This window comes from Micromonospora sp. BQ32, from assembly GCF_059358895.1.
This window is the reverse complement of the sequence record NZ_JCADBI010000007.1, coordinates 134,426-151,486: the sequence shown is the minus strand read 5'-3', so window position 1 is coordinate 151,486 and position 17,061 is coordinate 134,426. Positions and strand designations below refer to the sequence as shown.

The 17,061-nt window shown below is 71.0% G+C and carries 12 protein-coding genes; 4 read left to right on the top strand and 8 right to left on the bottom strand.

Annotation, left to right across the window (positions count from 1 at the left end):
* Window positions 1-57: 57 nt before the first annotated feature.
* Together AC5L30_RS16065 and nrdR are read right to left on the bottom strand one after the other, a co-directional pair.
* Window positions 58-2,931: a vitamin B12-dependent ribonucleotide reductase gene (locus AC5L30_RS16065; RefSeq protein WP_494868121.1), complete on the bottom strand. Its 2,874-nt coding sequence runs from the start codon at window positions 2,929-2,931 to the stop codon at window positions 58-60.
* A gap of 67 nt (window positions 2,932-2,998) precedes the next feature.
* Window positions 2,999-3,499 carry a transcriptional regulator NrdR gene (gene nrdR / locus AC5L30_RS16060; protein ID WP_091400542.1) on the bottom strand — a complete coding sequence of 167 codons (501 nt, stop codon included), beginning with the start codon at window positions 3,497-3,499 and terminating at the stop codon, window positions 2,999-3,001.
* A gap of 541 nt (window positions 3,500-4,040) precedes the next feature.
* Here nrdR and lexA point away from each other — a divergent pair.
* On the top strand, window positions 4,041-4,826 hold the full coding sequence (gene lexA, locus AC5L30_RS16055) for a transcriptional repressor LexA (protein WP_355581333.1): 786 nt from the start codon (window positions 4,041-4,043) through the stop codon (window positions 4,824-4,826).
* A 74-nt stretch (window positions 4,827-4,900) separates the two neighbouring features.
* Here the strand turns inward: lexA and AC5L30_RS16050 are convergent, their stop codons facing one another.
* Together AC5L30_RS16050 and hflX are read right to left on the bottom strand one after the other, a co-directional pair.
* A complete protein-coding gene (locus AC5L30_RS16050; protein WP_494868120.1) occupies window positions 4,901-6,613 on the bottom strand; it encodes a hypothetical protein in 1,713 nt (570 codons plus the stop codon).
* A 50-nt stretch (window positions 6,614-6,663) separates the two neighbouring features.
* Entirely contained in the window at window positions 6,664-8,118 is a 1,455-nt protein-coding gene (gene hflX, locus AC5L30_RS16045; RefSeq protein WP_494868119.1) for a GTPase HflX, read from the bottom strand.
* A gap of 183 nt (window positions 8,119-8,301) precedes the next feature.
* On the opposite strand from hflX, the gene AC5L30_RS16040 reads away from it, so the two are divergent.
* Window positions 8,302-9,768, top strand: coding sequence for an NAD-dependent malic enzyme (locus tag AC5L30_RS16040; RefSeq protein ID WP_196921665.1), 1,467 nt, complete (start codon window positions 8,302-8,304; stop codon window positions 9,766-9,768).
* Window positions 9,769-9,881: 113 nt separating this feature from the next.
* Here AC5L30_RS16040 and dapF read toward each other — a convergent pair whose 3' ends face one another.
* The 3 genes from dapF to AC5L30_RS16025 are packed head-to-tail and all read right to left on the bottom strand — an operon-like array spanning window position 9,882 to window position 12,422.
* The gene (gene dapF / locus AC5L30_RS16035; protein ID WP_494868118.1) at window positions 9,882-10,727 is read right to left on the bottom strand and encodes a diaminopimelate epimerase; all 846 of its coding nucleotides are present in this window, start codon (window positions 10,725-10,727) and stop codon (window positions 9,882-9,884) included.
* A gap of 7 nt (window positions 10,728-10,734) precedes the next feature.
* A complete protein-coding gene (gene miaA / locus AC5L30_RS16030; protein WP_494868117.1) occupies window positions 10,735-11,658 on the bottom strand; it encodes a tRNA (adenosine(37)-N6)-dimethylallyltransferase MiaA in 924 nt (307 codons plus the stop codon).
* Window positions 11,655-12,422 carry a class III extradiol ring-cleavage dioxygenase family protein gene (locus tag AC5L30_RS16025; protein WP_494868115.1) on the bottom strand — a complete coding sequence of 256 codons (768 nt, stop codon included), beginning with the start codon at window positions 12,420-12,422 and terminating at the stop codon, window positions 11,655-11,657. The genes miaA and AC5L30_RS16025 overlap by 4 nt, the downstream gene beginning before the upstream one ends.
* A gap of 150 nt (window positions 12,423-12,572) precedes the next feature.
* On the opposite strand from AC5L30_RS16025, the gene AC5L30_RS16020 reads away from it, so the two are divergent.
* Window positions 12,573-13,781: a DUF349 domain-containing protein gene (locus AC5L30_RS16020; RefSeq protein ID WP_494868113.1), complete on the top strand. Its 1,209-nt coding sequence runs from the start codon at window positions 12,573-12,575 to the stop codon at window positions 13,779-13,781.
* Between the two features lie 300 nt (window positions 13,782-14,081).
* Window positions 14,082-15,431, top strand: coding sequence for a pectate lyase family protein (locus tag AC5L30_RS16015; RefSeq protein ID WP_494868111.1), 1,350 nt, complete (start codon window positions 14,082-14,084; stop codon window positions 15,429-15,431).
* A gap of 51 nt (window positions 15,432-15,482) precedes the next feature.
* On the opposite strand, the gene miaB is transcribed toward AC5L30_RS16015, so the two are convergent.
* Window positions 15,483-16,976 (bottom strand): tRNA (N6-isopentenyl adenosine(37)-C2)-methylthiotransferase MiaB, encoded by a 1,494-nt coding sequence (gene miaB / locus AC5L30_RS16010; RefSeq protein ID WP_494868110.1) that lies wholly within the window; start codon window positions 16,974-16,976, stop codon window positions 15,483-15,485.
* Window positions 16,977-17,061: the final 85 nt, after the last annotated feature.

The following is a 17,061-nucleotide window of genomic DNA, read 5'->3' as shown; positions in this document are numbered from 1 at the left end:
GGCGCTGCCCCGACCCCCCCATGAGGGAAGCCGGGGCAGCGCCGCGTTTCGCGTACGTCAGCTGCAGCCGCTGGTGGAGCCGCAGCCCTCGCAGACGTAGCAGCTACCGGCGGGCCGCATCTTCGTACCGCAGGTGAAGCAGAGCGGCGCGTCGGCGGCCTTGCCGATCACGGCCTCCAGCAGTTCGGTGCTGGAACCCACGCTCGGAGCCGGCTTGGCGGCGGCCACGTCGGCCATCTCCTGGGCCGGCTGGGCGACAGCCTCCGGCTTGGCCGGGGTCTCCACCGGCGCGGACGACGCCATCGCGGTGAGCTCGGCGCCGGTGACGGCGGCGGCCTCCGCGTCGGCCTCGGCCCGCAGCTGGGCGGCCCGCTCCGAGGCGGTGAAGATGCCCAGCTCGGCGCGGCGCTCGTAGGGCAGGAAGTCCAGCGCCAGGCGACGGAAGATGTAGTCCATCACCGAGGCCGCCATCCGCACGTCCGGGTCGTCGGTCATGCCGGCCGGCTCGAAGCGCATGTTGGTGAACTTGCTGACGAACGTCTCCAGCGGCACGCCGTACTGCAGGCCGATGCTGATGGCCACCGAGAAGGCGTCCATCACGCCGGCCAGGGTCGAGCCCTGCTTGGACATCTTCAAGAAGACCTCACCGAGGCCGTCGTCCGGGTAGGACGACGCGGTCAGGTAACCCTCGGCGCCACCGACGGAGAAGCTGACCGTCTCGGACGGGCGCTTCTTCGGCAGGCGCTTACGCACCGGCCGGTACTCGATGACCTTCTCGACCGCGGCCGGCGCGGCCGCCGCGGTCTCGACGGCGGCCGGCTCGGTGGCCTTGTTGGACTTGGCCACCGAGAGCGGCTGGCCGACCTTGCAGTTGTCCCGATAGATCGCCAGCGCCTTGAGGCCGAGCTTCCAGCCCTCGAAGTAGATCTTCTCGACGTCCTCGACGGTGGCCGCCTCCGGCATGTTGACCGTCTTGGAGATGGCGCCGGAGACGAACGGCTGGATGGCCGCCATCATCCGCACGTGACCCATCGGGGCGATCGTCCGCTCCCCCATGGCGCAGTCGAAGACCGGGTAGTGCTCCGGCTTGAGGCCGGGGGCGTCCACCACGTGGCCGTGGTCGGCGATGTGCTCGACGATCGCCTCGACCTGCTCCTCGGGGTAGCCGAGGCTGCGCAGGGCGCGCGGAACCGTCTGGTTGACGATCTGCATCGAGCCGCCGCCGACCAGCTTCTTGAACTTGACCAGCGCCAGGTCCGGCTCCACGCCGGTCGTGTCGCAGTCCATCATGAAGCCGATCGTGCCGGTCGGGGCGAGGACGCTCGCCTGCGCGTTGCGCCAACCATTCTTGTCGCCGATCTTGTTGCCCTGGGTCCACTGCTTGGTCGCCTCGCGGACGATCGCGGTGGCCACCGGGCTGGTCGGCTTGATCTCGTCGTTGGCCGCGGCGTGCTTGCGCATGACCCGCTTGTGCGGCTCGGCGTTGCGGGCGTAGCCGTCGTACGGGCCGACGACGCCGGCCAGCTCCGCCGAGCGGCGGTAGGCGGTGCCGGTCATCAGGGACGTGATCGACGCGGCGACCGAGCGGCCCTGGTCCGAGTCGTACGGCAGGCCGGTGGCCATCAGCAGGGCGCCCAGGTTGGCGTAGCCGATGCCGAGCTGCCGGTAGGCGCGGGACGTCTCGCCGATCTTCTCGGTCGGGAAGTCCGCGAAGCAGATCGAGATGTCCATCGCGGTGATGACGAACTCGACGGACTTGACGAACTTCTCCACCTCGAAGCCACCGTCGGCGCGGAGGAACTTCATCAGGTTGAGCGAGGCCAGGTTGCACGAGGAGTTGTCCAGGTGCAGGTACTCCGAGCACGGGTTCGAGGCGGTGATCCGCCCGGTCTCCGGGCAGGTGTGCCAGTCGTTGATCGTGTCGTCGTACTGCAGGCCCGGGTCGGCGCACTCCCAGGCGGCCTGGGAGATGGTGCGGAACAGCTTCTTGGCGTCGACGGTGTCGATCACCGAGCCGTCCAGCCGGCCGCGCAGGTCGAAGCCCTTACCGTTCTCCACCGCCGACATGAACTCGTCGGAGACGCGGACCGAGTTGTTGGCGTTCTGGTACTGCACGCTGACGATGTCGGAGCCGCCGAGGTCCATGTCGAACCCGGCGTCGCGCAGCGCGCGGATCTTGTCCTCCTCGCGCGCCTTGGTGACCACGAACTCCTCGATGTCCGGGTGGTCCACGTCGAGGATGACCATCTTGGCCGCCCGGCGGGTCGCGCCGCCGGACTTGATGGTGCCGGCCGAGGCGTCCGCGCCGCGCATGAAGCTGACCGGGCCGGAGGCGGTGCCACCGGAGGAGAGCAGCTCACGGGACGAGCGGATGCGCGACAGGTTGACCCCGGAGCCGGAGCCGCCCTTGAAGATCAGCCCCTCCTCCTTGTACCAGTCGAGAATCGAGTCCATCGAGTCGTCGACGGCCAGGATGAAGCAGGCGCTGACCTGCTGCGGCGACGGCGTGCCGACGTTGAACCAGACCGGCGAGTTGAAGCTGAACACCTGGTGCAGCAGCATCCAGGTCAGCTCGTGCGCGAAGACCTCGGCGTCGGCCGGGCTGGCGAAGTAGCCGTACTCCTCACCCGCGGTGCGGTAGGTGGTGACCACCCGGTCGATCAGCTGCTTGAGCGACCACTCCCGCTCCGGGGTCCCCACCGCTCCCCGGAAGTACTTCGTGGTCACGATGTTGGCCGCGTTGACGCTCCACGACTCCGGGAACTCCACCCCACGCTGCTCGAAATTGATCGAGCCGTCCCGCCAGTTCGTCATCACGACGTCACGGCGCTCCCAGGAGACCTCGTCGTACGGGTGGACCCCCTCCGTCGTCCACACCCGCTCGATCTTCAGCCCCGCGCCTGCCTTGTTCCGTGAACGGCTAGTTGTCACGCCGTCGCCCCCCTCGTCTGCGCGGTCACCCACCGCGCGTCCCAATCTCTCGAAAAACTGTGAAGACTCAGCTGGTACGGCCGGCGGCCTCGACCGCATCGGCCCGGCCCTGCTCCCGGGCTCGCGCCGCGGCCCGCAACGTCTCAATCTCGCGCTCGAAGTCGGCGAGCGAGTCGAACGAGCGGTAGACGCTGGCGAACCGCAGGTAGGCGATCTCGTCCAGGTCGCGTAGCGGACCCAGGATCGCCAGGCCCACGTCGTGGCTGGGGATCTCGGCGGCCCCCTTGGCCCGGACCGTCTCCTCCACCCGCTGCGCGAGCAGCGCGAGTGAGTCGTCGTCCACCGGCCGGCCCTGGCACGCCTTACGCACCCCGCCGATGATCTTCGTGCGACTGAACGGCTCGGTCACCCCGCTGCGCTTGACGACCGCGAGGACCGCCTCCTCGACGGTGGTGAACCGCTTGCCGCACTCCGGGCAGGACCGCCGCCGTCGGATGAGCTGGCCGTCATCGGCCTCCCGCGAGTCGACCACCCGGGAGTCAGCGTGCCGGCAGTACGGACACCGCATCGCCCACCTCCTAAAAATGACCAACTGCGAGTACTCCGGACACCCCCCGGGCACGACTCACCCCGACGGTGCCATCCTCGGATGACGCCCGCCGTGATCAACGTTACGGGAGTGCGGTCGGTAGTCAGACCCAACCTGTAGGCAACTTACGCCCGTGTCACTACTACATCTAGGGGTCGACCGTATGTCGCCGGGGAAGCCGGGTCAAGTTGGACGGCGTGTCCGGCGCGTCACGGACCATCCGGTCATCCACGCCCCGGCGGCGCACCCGAAGGCCCAACGCCACGACCCCACCCGGGTTACCGGCCAGCAGGCTGGACCCGTCCGGAAAACGGTCGAGGATCGAACACCAGTACTACCTGACGTACCATTTATCAGAACATCCGTACGACCGGAGTGCTTTTTCACCCCGACACGCCGGTGAGAGGTCGTACAGATGTTTGAAAATGACTGATCTCACCTATACGGTCATGAACAACGTGGCACCACCGCACGCACCACGAGCCGACGAGGCACCCAGCGCCGACCAGGGAGGACGGACGTGACCGAGGACCGGGCCAGCCGGCCGAAGAGCCCGCAGCAGATCACCGAGGCGGGCCCCCCGGCCACCCGACGCCGCAGCGCCGCGCGCAGCCGGACGGGTCAGCCCGCCGTGCGCCAGGTCACCCCGGTGGTCAGCGCCTTCCCCGACCCGGCGACGGTCGACCTGACCGCCCGCCAGCGCCGCATCCTGGAGTTCATCCGCAACTGGGTGGAGCGCCACGGCTACCCGCCGAGCGTCCGGGAGATCGGCGAGGCGGTCGGCCTGGTGTCGCCGTCCAGCGTCGCCTACCAGCTCAAGGAGCTGGAGAAGAAGGGCTTCCTGCGCCGCGACCCGAACCGGCCGCGCGCGGTGGACGTCCGCGCTCCCAGCGAGGCGATCGACGACGAGCTGTCGAGGGCACAGCGGCCGACCCCGGCGTACGTGCCGATGCTCGGCCGGATCGCCGCCGGTGGCCCGATCCTCGCCGAGCAGGCCGTGGAGGACATCTTCCCGCTCCCCCGCGAGCTGGTGGGTGAGGGCGAGGTCTTCATGCTCCAGGTCAAGGGCGACTCGATGCTCGACGCGGCGATCTGCGACGGCGACTGGGTTGTCGTTCGGCAGCAGCCGACCGCCGACTCCGGCGAGATCGTGGCCGCCATGCTCGACGGCGAGGCGACCGTGAAGACCTACCGGCGGCGCGACGGGCACGTCTGGCTGATGCCCCAGAACCCGGCCTTCGACCCGATCCCCGGCGACGACGCCACCATCATGGGCCGGGTCGTGGCGGTCCTACGCCGGATCTGACCGATCGGCGGGTGGGTGCCGACAGCGCTCACCCGCACCGCTCGCCCAGGGGCGGATGAGCGCCTCAGCGCCGATCAGTAACGATCGCCCCGGTGACCGCGACCGCCACCGGGATACTGCCCGTACGGGTCAACGGGCGCGTCGTCGTCGCGTCGGCGGCCGGGCCGCTGACCCCGGTGGTCGGGCTCCTGCCCACCGCGCCGGGGCGGCTCCGCGCGACCGGCGCCGGGCTGACCGCCGTCGCCGCCGTACACGCCACCGCCGGGACGGCCACCGCCACCAGCCGGAGGACGACCGCCACCACCAGCCGGAGGACGACCGCCACTGGCCGGAGGACGACCACCGCCACCAGCCGGAGGACGACCGCCGCCACCGGGGGGACGGCCACCGCCGCCGTACACACCAGCACCGCCGCCGTCCGGTCGTGGCGCACCGTAGCCACCGTCAGCCGAGGCCGGCCGGCCAGCACCGCCGTACACGGCGCCACCCGCCGGGGCCGGGCCGCCGCGACCCGCACCACCGCCGTAGACCGCGCCGCCGGCCGGCGCGGCGCCCCCGTAGACACCACCCCTGCGGTCGGCATCGGCGGGGAAACCGTCGACGGCACGGCCCGCGCGCGGGCCGAACGGCTCGTCATCCGGGTCCGACGCGTCGGACGCGTCAGAGGTCGGCGGCCGACGGCGGGCGCGAACGATGCCGAAGATGCCGGCGGCGACCAACAGCAGGCCGAGCAGACCGACCGCCCCGACCAGGTACGTGATGTCGTCGAGGCTCAACCCGGCGGTCCAGGATTTCGAGGCGGCCGGCTTGCCGCCCTCCTCCGGCTCCAGTGGCACGGCGGTCGAACTGGACGGGGCGTAGCTGAGGATGTCGAGCGGCTCGTCTTCGGTGAACCGGCCCGCATCGGAGACGGTGAGGAACGCCTTCCCGTCCGAGGTGTAGCTGATGGCCTCGCCGAACGGGTCGGCCAGCGGCGTCACCCGCGGCTTGCCGGTGGTGAGCGCGCCCACGATGTCGCCGCCGGTCACGTCGAACTCGAAGGCGTCCGCGTAGGTGCGCAGGACCACCCGGGAGCCGTCCGGCGCCCGGGACGCGCCGGTGATGGCGATCCGGCCGAACGTGTTGAGGGTGTTCTCCGTCTGGGTCTTCGGCAGGGTGAACTCGCCGGCCTTACGCATCGGCACCGGGTCGGTGTCGCCGCTCTTCAGGGCCGCCGACGGCGTGTAGATCTCGGCCTTGCCGCTGGTCACCTTGGTGATGATCAACGGTTTTCCGTCGTCGCCCATGAGCAGCGCCTCGGCGTCGTGCGGTTTGGCCTCGGGGTAGGAGAGCCGGTGCAGCGTCGGCTGCTTGGCGCCGGTGACCGGCATCGACCAGAGCGCGACGCGGCTGCGGCGCTCCTTCGAGTCGGGGTTGTCACCGGTGTCGGCGATCCAGAGGGTCTTGCCGTCCTTGGACAGGGCGAGATCCTCGGTGTCGAACGGACCCTGCCCCGAGTAGCGGACCGGCTCCTTCGAGATCTTGCACTTGCTGTCGAGGAAGAAGACCCGCTTGCGAGCCGGGTTGTCGGTGCCGTCGTTGATGACGATGAAGCCACTCTTGGTGGCGACCAGCCCGGACAGCTCCCGCAGGCGCTCATCGCTGATCGTGCATCGCTTCTGGCCAGGATTGGCAGCGGGCGGCCCGGACGACCCAGGGGCCGGAGCCGCCGCGGCGACTCCGGCGAGCGCCACGGTTGCCCCTAGCAGGCCGAGGGCAACCGTGACCGAGGAAACAACGCGGCGCATTCGGCCAGTGTCGCATGCCGCGCGTTTCCGATGGATGACGCCGTGGTCGCTCAGGACCGGCTGCCGGCCGCCTGCCCCTGCCGCTGAACGTCGAACGCCGCCAACTCCGCCGCCAACTCCGCGCCGACGCGAACGTGCAGCAGAGTGCCCTCCGGCAGGTGCGCCGTGCTGAGCACCTCACCCGTGCGGTGCGCCCGAGCCACCAGGTCGCCCCGGTCGTACGGCAGCACGGCCCGGACCTCCACGGCCGGGCGCGGCAGCCGCTCCTCGATCGCCGCGCGCAGCTCGTCCATGCCCCGCCCGGAGTGCGCGGAGACGAAGATCGCGTCCGGCCAGAGCCGCTTGAGCCGCAGCAGTGTGTCCTCGTCGGCGGCGTCGGTCTTGTTGACCACCAACAGCTCGGGGAGCCGGTCCGCGCTCACCTCGGCGAGCACCGCGTGGACCGCCCGGACCTGCTCCTCCGGATCCGGGTGGGTGCCGTCGACGACGTGCACCACCAGATCCGCCTCCGCGACCTCCTCCAACGTCGAGCGGAACGCCTCGACGATCTGGTGCGGCAGGTGCCGGACGAAGCCGACCGTGTCGGAGAGGGTGTAGAGCCGCCCGTCCGAGGCGGTGGCCTTGCGGGTCGTCGGATCCAGGGTGGCGAACAGCGCGTTCTCCACCAGCACACCCGCCCCGGTCAGGCGGTTGAGCAGGCTGGACTTGCCGGCGTTGGTGTAGCCGGCGATGGCGACCGCGGGAACGGCGTTGCGGGAACGCCGGGCGCGCTTCGTCACGCGTACCGTCTTCATGTTCTTGATCTCGCGACGCAGCCGGGAGATGCGGTGACGGATGCGTCGCCGGTCGGTCTCCAGCTTGGTCTCACCGGGACCACGAACGCCCACACCGCCGCCGGCGCCGCCGCCCCGGCCGGAACCACCGGTCTGCCGGGAGAGCGTCTCACCCCAACCGCGCAGTCGGGGCAGCAGGTATTCGAGCTGGGCCAGCTCGACCTGCGCCTTACCTTCCTTGCTCTTGGCGTGCTGGGCGAAGATGTCGAGGATCAGCGCCGTACGGTCGACGACCTTGACCTTGGTGCGCTGCTCCAGGTTGCGCAGCTGCGACGGGGACAGCTCACCGTCACAGATGACCGTGTCGGCGCCGGTGGAAAGCACCACCGCGCCGAGGTCGTCGACCTTGCCGCGGCCGATGTACGTGGCCGGGTCGGGTCGGGTACGACGCTGAATGAGCCCTTCGAGCACCTGCGAACCGGCCGTCTCGGCCAGCGCGGCGAGCTCGGTCAGCGAGTTTTCCGCGTCGGTGACCGTGCCTTCGGTCCAGACGCCCACCAGGACGACCCGCTCCAGCCGCAGCTGGCGGTATTCCACCTCGGTGACGTCGGTGAGCTCGGTTGACAGGCCCGGGACGCGTCGGAGGGACTGCCGCTCCGACAGCTCCATCTCGCCGGTGGTGACGTCGTCGAGCTCGTCCTCGACGGGGACAAAGCTCTCCTGGTCTCGCAAGCGGTTCTCCTGTCCGTTTTGATAAGTAGAACGTAATCCTGACATGACACAACGCCGAACGCACCTGCTATATGCCCATGGTGAAGGTCGCCAAAAGTGGGGGCGAATGCTGGTCGGCCGCGACAACCCGGTAGAAATGCGGGCGGCGGCCGATCGGTCGCACAGCCGTTACGGAGGGATCCCGTGGCCATCACCCGACTGCCGAGCGCCGGATTTTCGATCACCATCCGGATCGCCGTGACCGCGGACGCCTCCTCGATCGGCCGGCTCACCACCTCCGTCGGCGAGGCCGGGGCGATCGTCACGGCGCTGGACGTGGTGGACTCGGACCCGACCCATGTGATCGTCGACCTGACCTGTGACACCGCCGACGCCGGTCACGCCGACCAGGTGGTCGACGCGCTGACCGCGCTGGACGGCGTGGACGTGCGCAAGGTGTCGGACCGGACGTTCCTGCTGCACCTGGGCGGCAAGATCGAGGTGACCTCGAAGGTCGCGCTGCGCAACCGCGACGAGCTGTCCCGCGCGTACACCCCCGGGGTGGCCCGGGTCTGCATGGCGATCGCCGAGAACCCGGCCGATGCCCGGCGACTGACCATCAAGCGCAACACCGTCGCGGTGGTCAGTGACGGCTCGGCGGTGCTCGGCCTGGGCAACCTCGGCCCGGCCGCGTCGCTGCCGGTGATGGAGGGCAAGGCCGCGCTGTTCAAGCGATTCGGCGGGGTGGACGCCTGGCCGGTGGTGCTGGACACCCAGGACACCGACGAGATCGTGCAGATCGTCAAGGCGATCGCGCCGGCCTACGGCGGCATCAACCTGGAGGACATCGCCGCGCCGCGCTGCTTCGAGATCGAGGCCCGGCTGCGCGAGGCGCTGGACATCCCGGTCTTCCACGACGACCAGCATGGCACCGCGATCTGCGTGCTGGCCGCGCTGACCAACGCGCTGCGGGTGGTGGGCAAGCGGCTCGAGGACGTCCGGGTGGTCGTCTCCGGAGCTGGCGCGGCCGGCACCGCGATCATGAAGCTGCTGCTGCGCCAGGGCGTCGGCGACATCATCGCCTACGACCGGGAGGGCGCCCTGCACCGCGGGCTGACCGGGCTCAACTCGGCGTGGCAGTGGCTGGCGGAGAACACCAACAAGGAGAACTACTCCGGCGACCTGCCCGGCGCGATCCGGGGCGCCGACGTGTTCATCGGGGTCAGCGCGCCGAACCTGCTCACCGGCGACGACATCGCGCAGATGGCGAAGGACTCGATCGTCTTCGCGCTGGCCAACCCGGACCCGGAGGTCGACCCACGGGAGGCGCGCAAGCACGCCGCCGTGGTCGCCACCGGCCGCTCGGACCAGCCGAACCAGATCAACAACGTCCTCGCGTTCCCCGGGGTGTTCCGCGGCATGCTGGACGCGCACGCCGAGGAGTTCACCGAGGAGATGGCCATCGCGGCCGCCCGGGCCATCGCGGACGTGGTCGGCGAAGAGAAGATCAACCCGACGGTGATCGTGCCGAGCGTCTTCGACTCCCGGGTCGCCCCGGCGGTCGCCGCCGCCGTTCGCGCCGCCGCGCACAACCCGAGCCCGCTCCCGGCCGCCGACCCCGGCCCCGCCGACCTCCCCGAGATCGCCGCGAACGCCAGCGCCACCCCGTAACGCGCGAACGACCCACCGGCCCACGCCGTTGATCAAGAGGTTTGCGTCAGGAACCGCGCGAAATCTGACGCAAACCTCTTGATCAACACGGTGAGGGTGAGGCGGGGGGCGTGTCAGGGGCGGAGCGTGGTCGGGTCGAGTTCGCCGGTGGCCACCAGGACGGCCGGGCCGGAGAGCCAGCAGGAATCGGCAGTGACCGTCACCGTGAGGCGACCGCCGGGGACGTCGACGGCGACCACTCCGGTGTCCCGGCCGGCGTCGCGCAGCGCCACCGCCCCCACCGCGCAGGCACCCGTGCCGCAGGACAGGGTCTCGGCGCTGCCGCGCTCGTACACCCGCATCAGGGTGTGCCCGTCGGTGCCATCGACCGGGTCGCCCGCCACGACGAACTCCACGTTCACCCCGTTCGGGAAGACCGTCGGGTCGAACCCGGGCGCGACGGTCAGGTCCAGCGCCGACAGCTCCACGCCGGCCGGCAGGACGCAGACCAGGTGCGGGTTACCGACGTCCACCACCGCACCGGTCAGGGTCAGCCCGCCGAGGGTGGCCGCGGAGCTGTCGTACACCTGGGGTCGGCGCATCTCGACGGACACGGCGTCGCCCTCGACCAGCGCGCGCACGACGCCGGCCCGGGTGGCCACCGGCAGCGCCGCGCCGGCGGGCGTGGCCAACCCGGTGTCGAGCAGGTAGCGAACGAAGACCCGGGCGCCGTTGCCGCACATCTCGGCGAACGAGCCGTCGGCGTTCCAGTAGTCCATGAACCACTCGGCCTCGCCGGCCTGACCTGCGCCGTCCGGATGTTTGGCCGCGCGGACCACCCGCAGTACGCCGTCCGCGCCGATGCCCCGACGCCGGTCGCAGAGCGCCGCGACCAGCCCCGGGGTCAGGTCGAGCTGACCGTCCGGGTCGGGAAGGAGAACGAAGTCGTTGCCGGTGCCGTGGCCCTTGGTGAACTCCACGTCCCCATCATCGCGCAGCGGCCGGCACCAGGCGCAGGGCGGCCCCGATCAGGTCCGGAGTCGTCGAGTCCAGCCAGTGGATTCGCGGGTCGCGCCGGAACCAGGACCGCTGCCGGCGGACGAAGCGCCGGGTGGCCCGGATCGTCTCGTCGTGCGCCTGCGCCTCGGTCAGCTCACCGGCGAGCAGGCGCAGCACCTGCTGGTAGCCCAGCGCCCGACTCGCCGTCCGACCCTCGGGCAGCCCGCGGGCGACCAGCGCACGGGTCTCCGGCACCAGGCCGTCGGCCCACATCCGGTCGACCCGCAACGCGATCCGCTCGTCCAGCAGGCCGGTGTCCAGGTCGACGCCGAGCTGCACCGACGGGTAGTACGGCGTGGGCTGCGGCAGTGAGGCAGCGAACGGCGCGCCGGTGAGTTCGATCACCTCCAGGGCCCGCACGATCCGCCGGCCGTTGCCGGGCAGGATGCCCTCGGCGGCGACCGGGTCGGCGGCGCGCAGCCGCGCGTACAGCGTGGCCGGGCCGACCTCGGCCAACTCCCGCTCCAGCCGCTCCCGCAGCGCCGCGTCGGTGCCGGGGAACTCGAAGCGCTCCAGCACCGCCCGCACGTACAGCCCGGAGCCACCGACCAGCAGCGGCACCCGCCCCCGGGACAGGATGTCGTCCACCGCCGCGCGGGCCAGTCGCTGGTACTCCGCGACGCTCGCCGGCTCGGTGACCTCCCAGATGTCCAGCAGGTGGTGCGGCACCCCGTCCCGCTCGGCGAGGGTCAGCTTGGCGGTGCCGATGTCCATGCCCCGGTAGAGCTGCATCGAGTCGGCGTTGACCACCTCCCCGTCGAGGGCGTGCGCCAACGCGATGCTCAGCGCCGACTTGCCGGCCGCGGTCGGGCCGATCACCGCCACGACCGTGCCGACCCCGCCGCTGGTCACACCCGCTCCCAGGAGGCCACGAAGTAGGCCACCCCGTAGGGCGCGGAGTCGTGCAGTAACTCGCTGCGCCAGCCACCACCGGCCGCGCGGGCCGCGCCGGCAAGCACCTGCCAGGAGGCGCGACCGGCGGCCTTCAGCTCCGTCGACACCACCGGGTCGAGGTCGAGCAGGGCATCCAGGTCCGCGTCGGCCAGCGCCGCGGCAACCCCCTGGTCGTACGGGAGGGCGCGCGCGTCGTCGTACCCAGGTGCTTTCTCTCCCCGGCAGGCCGACCCGTCCCCGAGCACCAGCGCCGCCACCCGGTCACCGGCGTCGCCGATCTCGTCGGCGAGCGCGGCCAGCTCGGCCGGGCCGGCGTCGGCGGTCACCTGCACGGCGGTCACCGGCGGTCGGGGGTCGTGGCGGGCCAGCAGCCATGCGCCGATGGTCAGGCTCAACGGCAGCACCGCACCCCGGTCCGGCTGGCCGGGAACCAGCGGCACGTCCAGGTCGACGCCCCAGGGCTGGAGGGAACCGGTCGCCGGGGTGCGGATCGGGCCGGTCACCGGGCCGGTGCCCAGCAGCACCACGATGTCCGGTTCGGTGGCCAACAGCCGGCGGACGGCGGTGTCACAGGCCGCCCGCAAACCGTCCAACTCCGGGGCCGCGGTGCCGGCCACCTCGGGCACGAGCAGGGGCGGATGCGGGCAGACTGCGGCGGCGACCAGTGGCACCCGTTCACCGTAGCGGGAATCCCCGGTGCGTCTCCGAGCCGATCCGGTCATTCGGCCCCTAGGACACCGTATGGTCACGGTCGGCGATAGGCGCTCGACGCGGACCGGGTCGGACCTGTGACAATGCCGGAAGCAACTTGGCTGCGCCGTGGCGGCGACGGGGGATCGATCCCTCGACGCCGGGAGAACGAGGATGGGCACATGAGCGACTGGACTGCCTTCGGACGGGTGGACGCGGACGGCACCGTGTACGTCAAGACCACCGAGGGCGAGCGGGTGGTCGGATCCTGGCAGGCGGGAGCACCGGAGGAGGGCCTGGCACACTTCGCACGCCGCTTCGCCGACCTCGTCACCGAAGTGGATCTGACCGAGGCGCGGCTCAAGTCGGGTGCGGCGGACGCCGGGCACTCGTTGAGCACGATCCGACGGATCCGCGCCACGCTGCCCGAGGCCAACGTGGTCGGCGACATCGACGCGCTGGCCGCCCGCCTGGACAAGCTGGCGACCCTCGCCGAGGAGAAGGCCGGCGAAGCGCGCGCCGCCCGGGACGCCGCTCGCGGCGAGGCCCTGGCCCGCAAGACCGCGCTGGTCGAGGAGGCCGAGAAGCTGGCCGCCGAATCCACCGGGTGGAAGACCGCCGGGGACCGGCTCAAGGAGATCCTCGACGAGTGGAAGACCATCCGCGGGGTCGACAAGAAGGCCGACGGTGAGCTGTGGAAGCGGTTCGCCGCCGCCCGGGACGGCTTCACCCGCCGCCGCGGCGCCCACTTCGCCTCCCTGGACTCGCAGCGCAAGCAGGCGCAGACCGTCAAGGAGGAGTTGGTCGCCGAAGCGGAGAAGCTCCAGGACTCCACCGACTGGGCCGCCACCGCCAACCAGCTCAAGGACCTGATGACCCAGTGGAAGGCCGCCCCGCGCGCCTCCAAGGAGGCCGAGCAGAAGCTCTGGGAACGATTCCGGGGTGCTCAGGATGCCTTCTTCAGCCGGCGCAGCGAGGTCTTCTCCGCCCGGGACAACGAGCAGCGCGGCAACCTCGAGCGCAAGCAGGCCCTGCTCGCCGAGGCCGAAGCGCTGGACATCGACGCCGACCCGAAGGGCGCCCAGGCCAAGCTGCGGGAGATCCAGGCCCAGTGGCACGAGGCCGGCCGGGTGCCCCGCGAGGCGGCCGCCGGGCTGGAGCGCCGACTGCGCGTCATCGACGACAAGGTCCGTGACGTGATGGACTCGGCGTGGCGCCGCACCACCAAGGAGGACAACCCGCTGCTCGCCCAGATGCGGGCGCAGGTGGCCGAGGCCGAGGACCGGCTGGCCCGGGCGCAGAGCGCCGGGGACGCACGCCGGATCAAGGAGGCTGAGCAGGCCCTCGCCTCCAAGCGGCAGTTCCTTCAACTGGCCGAGCAGGCCGGCTGAGCTGACGACCTCCGGAGCCCCCGGTCCCCAGCGGGACCGGGGGCTCCCGCGTGTCCAGCCCTCCGCGCCCCGCGCCCCGCGCCAAGATCTCCGCAACCGTCCCAGCCATTTACATCAAAGTTCTTCTATGCTTTCATCGGGAAAGCGCTTGCCTCTTCGTCGGTGGGCGCGAGCGCGGGAGCCGCTTTCCTTCACGAACCTGCACTGGCGGGCCCGAGGACCACTGGTCCCGGCCGAGACTCGCCGCCCACGGGCATGGGCGTCGCGACACCTCCGTCCGCCTCATCGAAAGGAAGCAGCATGCGCACAGGACGGCGTCGAATGACGCTGATCGCCACCACTGCCGCGGCCACCGCCACCCTGGTCACCGCCGGGCTGTTGACCTCGGTGTCCGCCCAGGCGGCCGTCGGCTGCCAGGTGGCCTACTCGGTCGCCAGCCAGTGGCCGGGCGGGTTCACCGGCAACGTCACCGTCACCAACCTCGGCGACCCGGTCTCCGGGTGGACGCTGCGCTGGTCGTACGGGGCCGGTCAGCAGGTCAGCCAGGCGTGGGGTGCCACCGCCTCGCAGAGCGGCAACCAGGTCTCCGCGACCAACGTCGACTACAACGGCAACCTGGCGACCAACGGCAGCGCCACCTTCGGCTTCAACGCGAGCTGGAACAACTCCAGCAACCCGGCTCCGAGCGGCTTCAGCCTGAACAACGTCGCCTGCACCGGCAGCACCACCCCGACCACCCCGCCGCCGACCACCCCGCCGCCGTCGAGCACTCCCCCGCCCAGCACCCAGCCGCCGTCGACCCTGGTCGGCTGGGCCACCCAGAACGGCGGCACCACCGGTGGCGGCAACGCGGCCACCACCACCGTCACCACCGCCTCGGCGCTGACCAGCGCGCTGAACGCGACCGGCGCCGCGGTGATCCGGGTGTCCGGGACGATCACCTGCTCGGGCATGCTGCGGGTCCGGTCCAACAAGACCATCCTCGGCAACTCCGGCGCGACCATCGCCGGCTGCGGGCTCAACGTCAGCGGTGACCGCAACGTGATCATCCGCAACCTGACCTTCCGCGGCTGGAACGACGACGCGATCAACGTGCAGGAGTCGGCCACCAACATCTGGATCGACCACAACAGCTTCAGCAACGGGTACGACGGCGCCGTCGACATCAAGCGTGGCTCGGACTTCGTCACCGTCTCGTGGAACCGGGTCTTCAGCCACGACAAGACCATGCTGCTCGGCCACAGCGACGACAACGCCAGCCAGGACGTCGGTCACCTGCGGGTCAGCTACCACCACAACTGGTTCGACGGCAGCAACCAGCGCAACCCCCGGGTGCGCTTCGGCAACCCGGTGCACGTGTACAACAACTACTACCGGGCCAACGGCGGCTACGGCGTCGCGTCCACCGAGAACGCCGGGGTGCTCGTCGAGGGCAACTACTTCGAGAACGTCGACGACCCGTACCACCTCGGCGAGGGGGACTCGGGGCCCGGCAGCCTGGTCGCCCGCAACAACCACTTCGTCAACTCGCCCACCGGCCAGGCCGGCGGCAGCGTGGCCAGCATCCCGTACTCCTACCAGCTGGACACCGCGAGCAACGTCAAGTCCATCGTGACGGCGGGCGCCGGCGCCGGCCGGATCACCGTCTGACCGGGCGGCCCCTTGTCGTCGCCGCGCGACGACAAGGGGCCCTCGCGCAACTCAGTGGGTGGCGCAGCCAGCGACGGGGGCCGGCGCGACCGGCGGTGCGCCGATCGTCGGCAGACCGAGCAGAACCCCAGGGGTACGCGGGGAGCGGCCCGCCTCGGCCGCGTCACCGGCCCGGGTGCGACGGTGCGCCACCGGCGCGCCGTCGGCGTTCAGGTGGTGCGGCGCGGCGTACGTGACCGTGGTGTGCACGATGTCGCCCGGCCGGATCTGACCGGCCAGCGACTCCCCGTCGGCGGTCTCGGTCGCGAAGTGCACCAGTCGACCGTCGCGGGCCCGACCGGACATCCGGCCGGTCCGCTCGTCCTTGCGGCCCTCGCCGACCGCGACCAGCACCTCGACGGTCTCCCCGACGAGGCGCTTGTTCTCCGCCCAGGTGATCTCCTCGACGCATGTGATCAACCGCTCGTAGCGCTCCTGCACGACCTGCTTGGGTAGCTGATCGTCCATGGTCGCGGCGGGGGTGCCGGGCCGCTTCGAGTACTGGAAGGTGAAGGCGGAGGAGAACCGGGCCTCCCGGACCACGTCCAGGGTGCGCTGGAAGTCGGCCTCGGTCTCACCGGGGAAGCCGACGATGATGTCGGTGGTGATGGCCGCGTCCGGCATCGCCGCCCGGACCTTCTCGATGATCCCCAGGTAGCGCTCGGAACGGTAGGAGCGGCGCATCGCCTTGAGCACGTCGTCGGAGCCGGACTGCAACGGCATGTGCAGCGAGTGGCAGACGTTCGGCGTCTCGGCCATCGCGGCGATCACGTCGTCGGTGAAGTCCTTCGGGTGCGGGCTGGTGAACCGCACGCGCTCCAACCCGTCGATGTCGCCGCAGGCCCGCAGCAGCTTGCCGAACGCGTACCGGTCGCCGAACTCCACGCCGTACGAGTTGACGTTCTGCCCGAGCAGGGTCACCTCCAGCACGCCCTCGTCGACCAGGGCGCGCACCTCGGAGAGGATGTCGCCGGGGCGCCGGTCCTTCTCCTTGCCGCGCAGCGCCGGCACGATGCAGAACGTGCAGGTGTTGTTGCACCCCACCGAGATCGACACCCAGCCGGCGTACGTGGACTCGCGGCGGGTGGGCAGCGTCGACGGAAAGACGTCGAGGGACTCCAGGATCTCCACCTCGGCGGCGGCGTTGTGCCGGGCCCGCTCCAGCAGCACCGGCAGCGCGCCGATGTTGTGGGTGCCGAAGACCACGTCCACCCAGGGGGCCTTGCGGACGATGTCGCCCCGGTCCTTCTGGGCCAGGCAACCGCCGACAGCGATCTGCATCCCGGGGTGCTTGTCCTTCACCGGGCGCAGCCGACCGAGGTTGCCGTAGAGCCGGTTGTCCGCGTTCTCCCGCACCGCGCAGGTGTTGAAGACGACGATGTCCGGGGTGTCGTCGGTCGGCACCGCACGCACGTAGCCGGCCTGTTCGAGCAGGCCGGAGATCCGCTCAGAATCGTGCACGTTCATCTGGCAGCCGTACGTCACGACGTTGTAGGTCCTAGCCACCCTCTTGGTGCCCCTTCCCCTCGGGCTACCAGGGTAGCGGCCCGTTCCGGGGCCCCGACCCACCGGCATTGACCCGCTGGCCCAT

What these genes read in the sequence shown, in the direction of transcription:
- nrdR (WP_091400542.1), bottom strand. Translation starts at nt 3,499, where the DNA reads ATGCGGTGTCCGTACTGCCGGCACGCTGACTCCCGGGTGGTCGACTCG.
- AC5L30_RS16050 (WP_494868120.1), bottom strand. Translation starts at nt 6,613, where the DNA reads ATGCGCCGCGTTGTTTCCTCGGTCACGGTTGCCCTCGGCCTGCTAGGG.
- AC5L30_RS16025 (WP_494868115.1), bottom strand. Translation starts at nt 12,422, where the DNA reads ATGACCGGATCGGCTCGGAGACGCACCGGGGATTCCCGCTACGGTGAA.
- AC5L30_RS16020 (WP_494868113.1), top strand. Translation starts at nt 12,573, where the DNA reads ATGAGCGACTGGACTGCCTTCGGACGGGTGGACGCGGACGGCACCGTG.
- AC5L30_RS16015 (WP_494868111.1), top strand. Translation starts at nt 14,082, where the DNA reads ATGCGCACAGGACGGCGTCGAATGACGCTGATCGCCACCACTGCCGCG.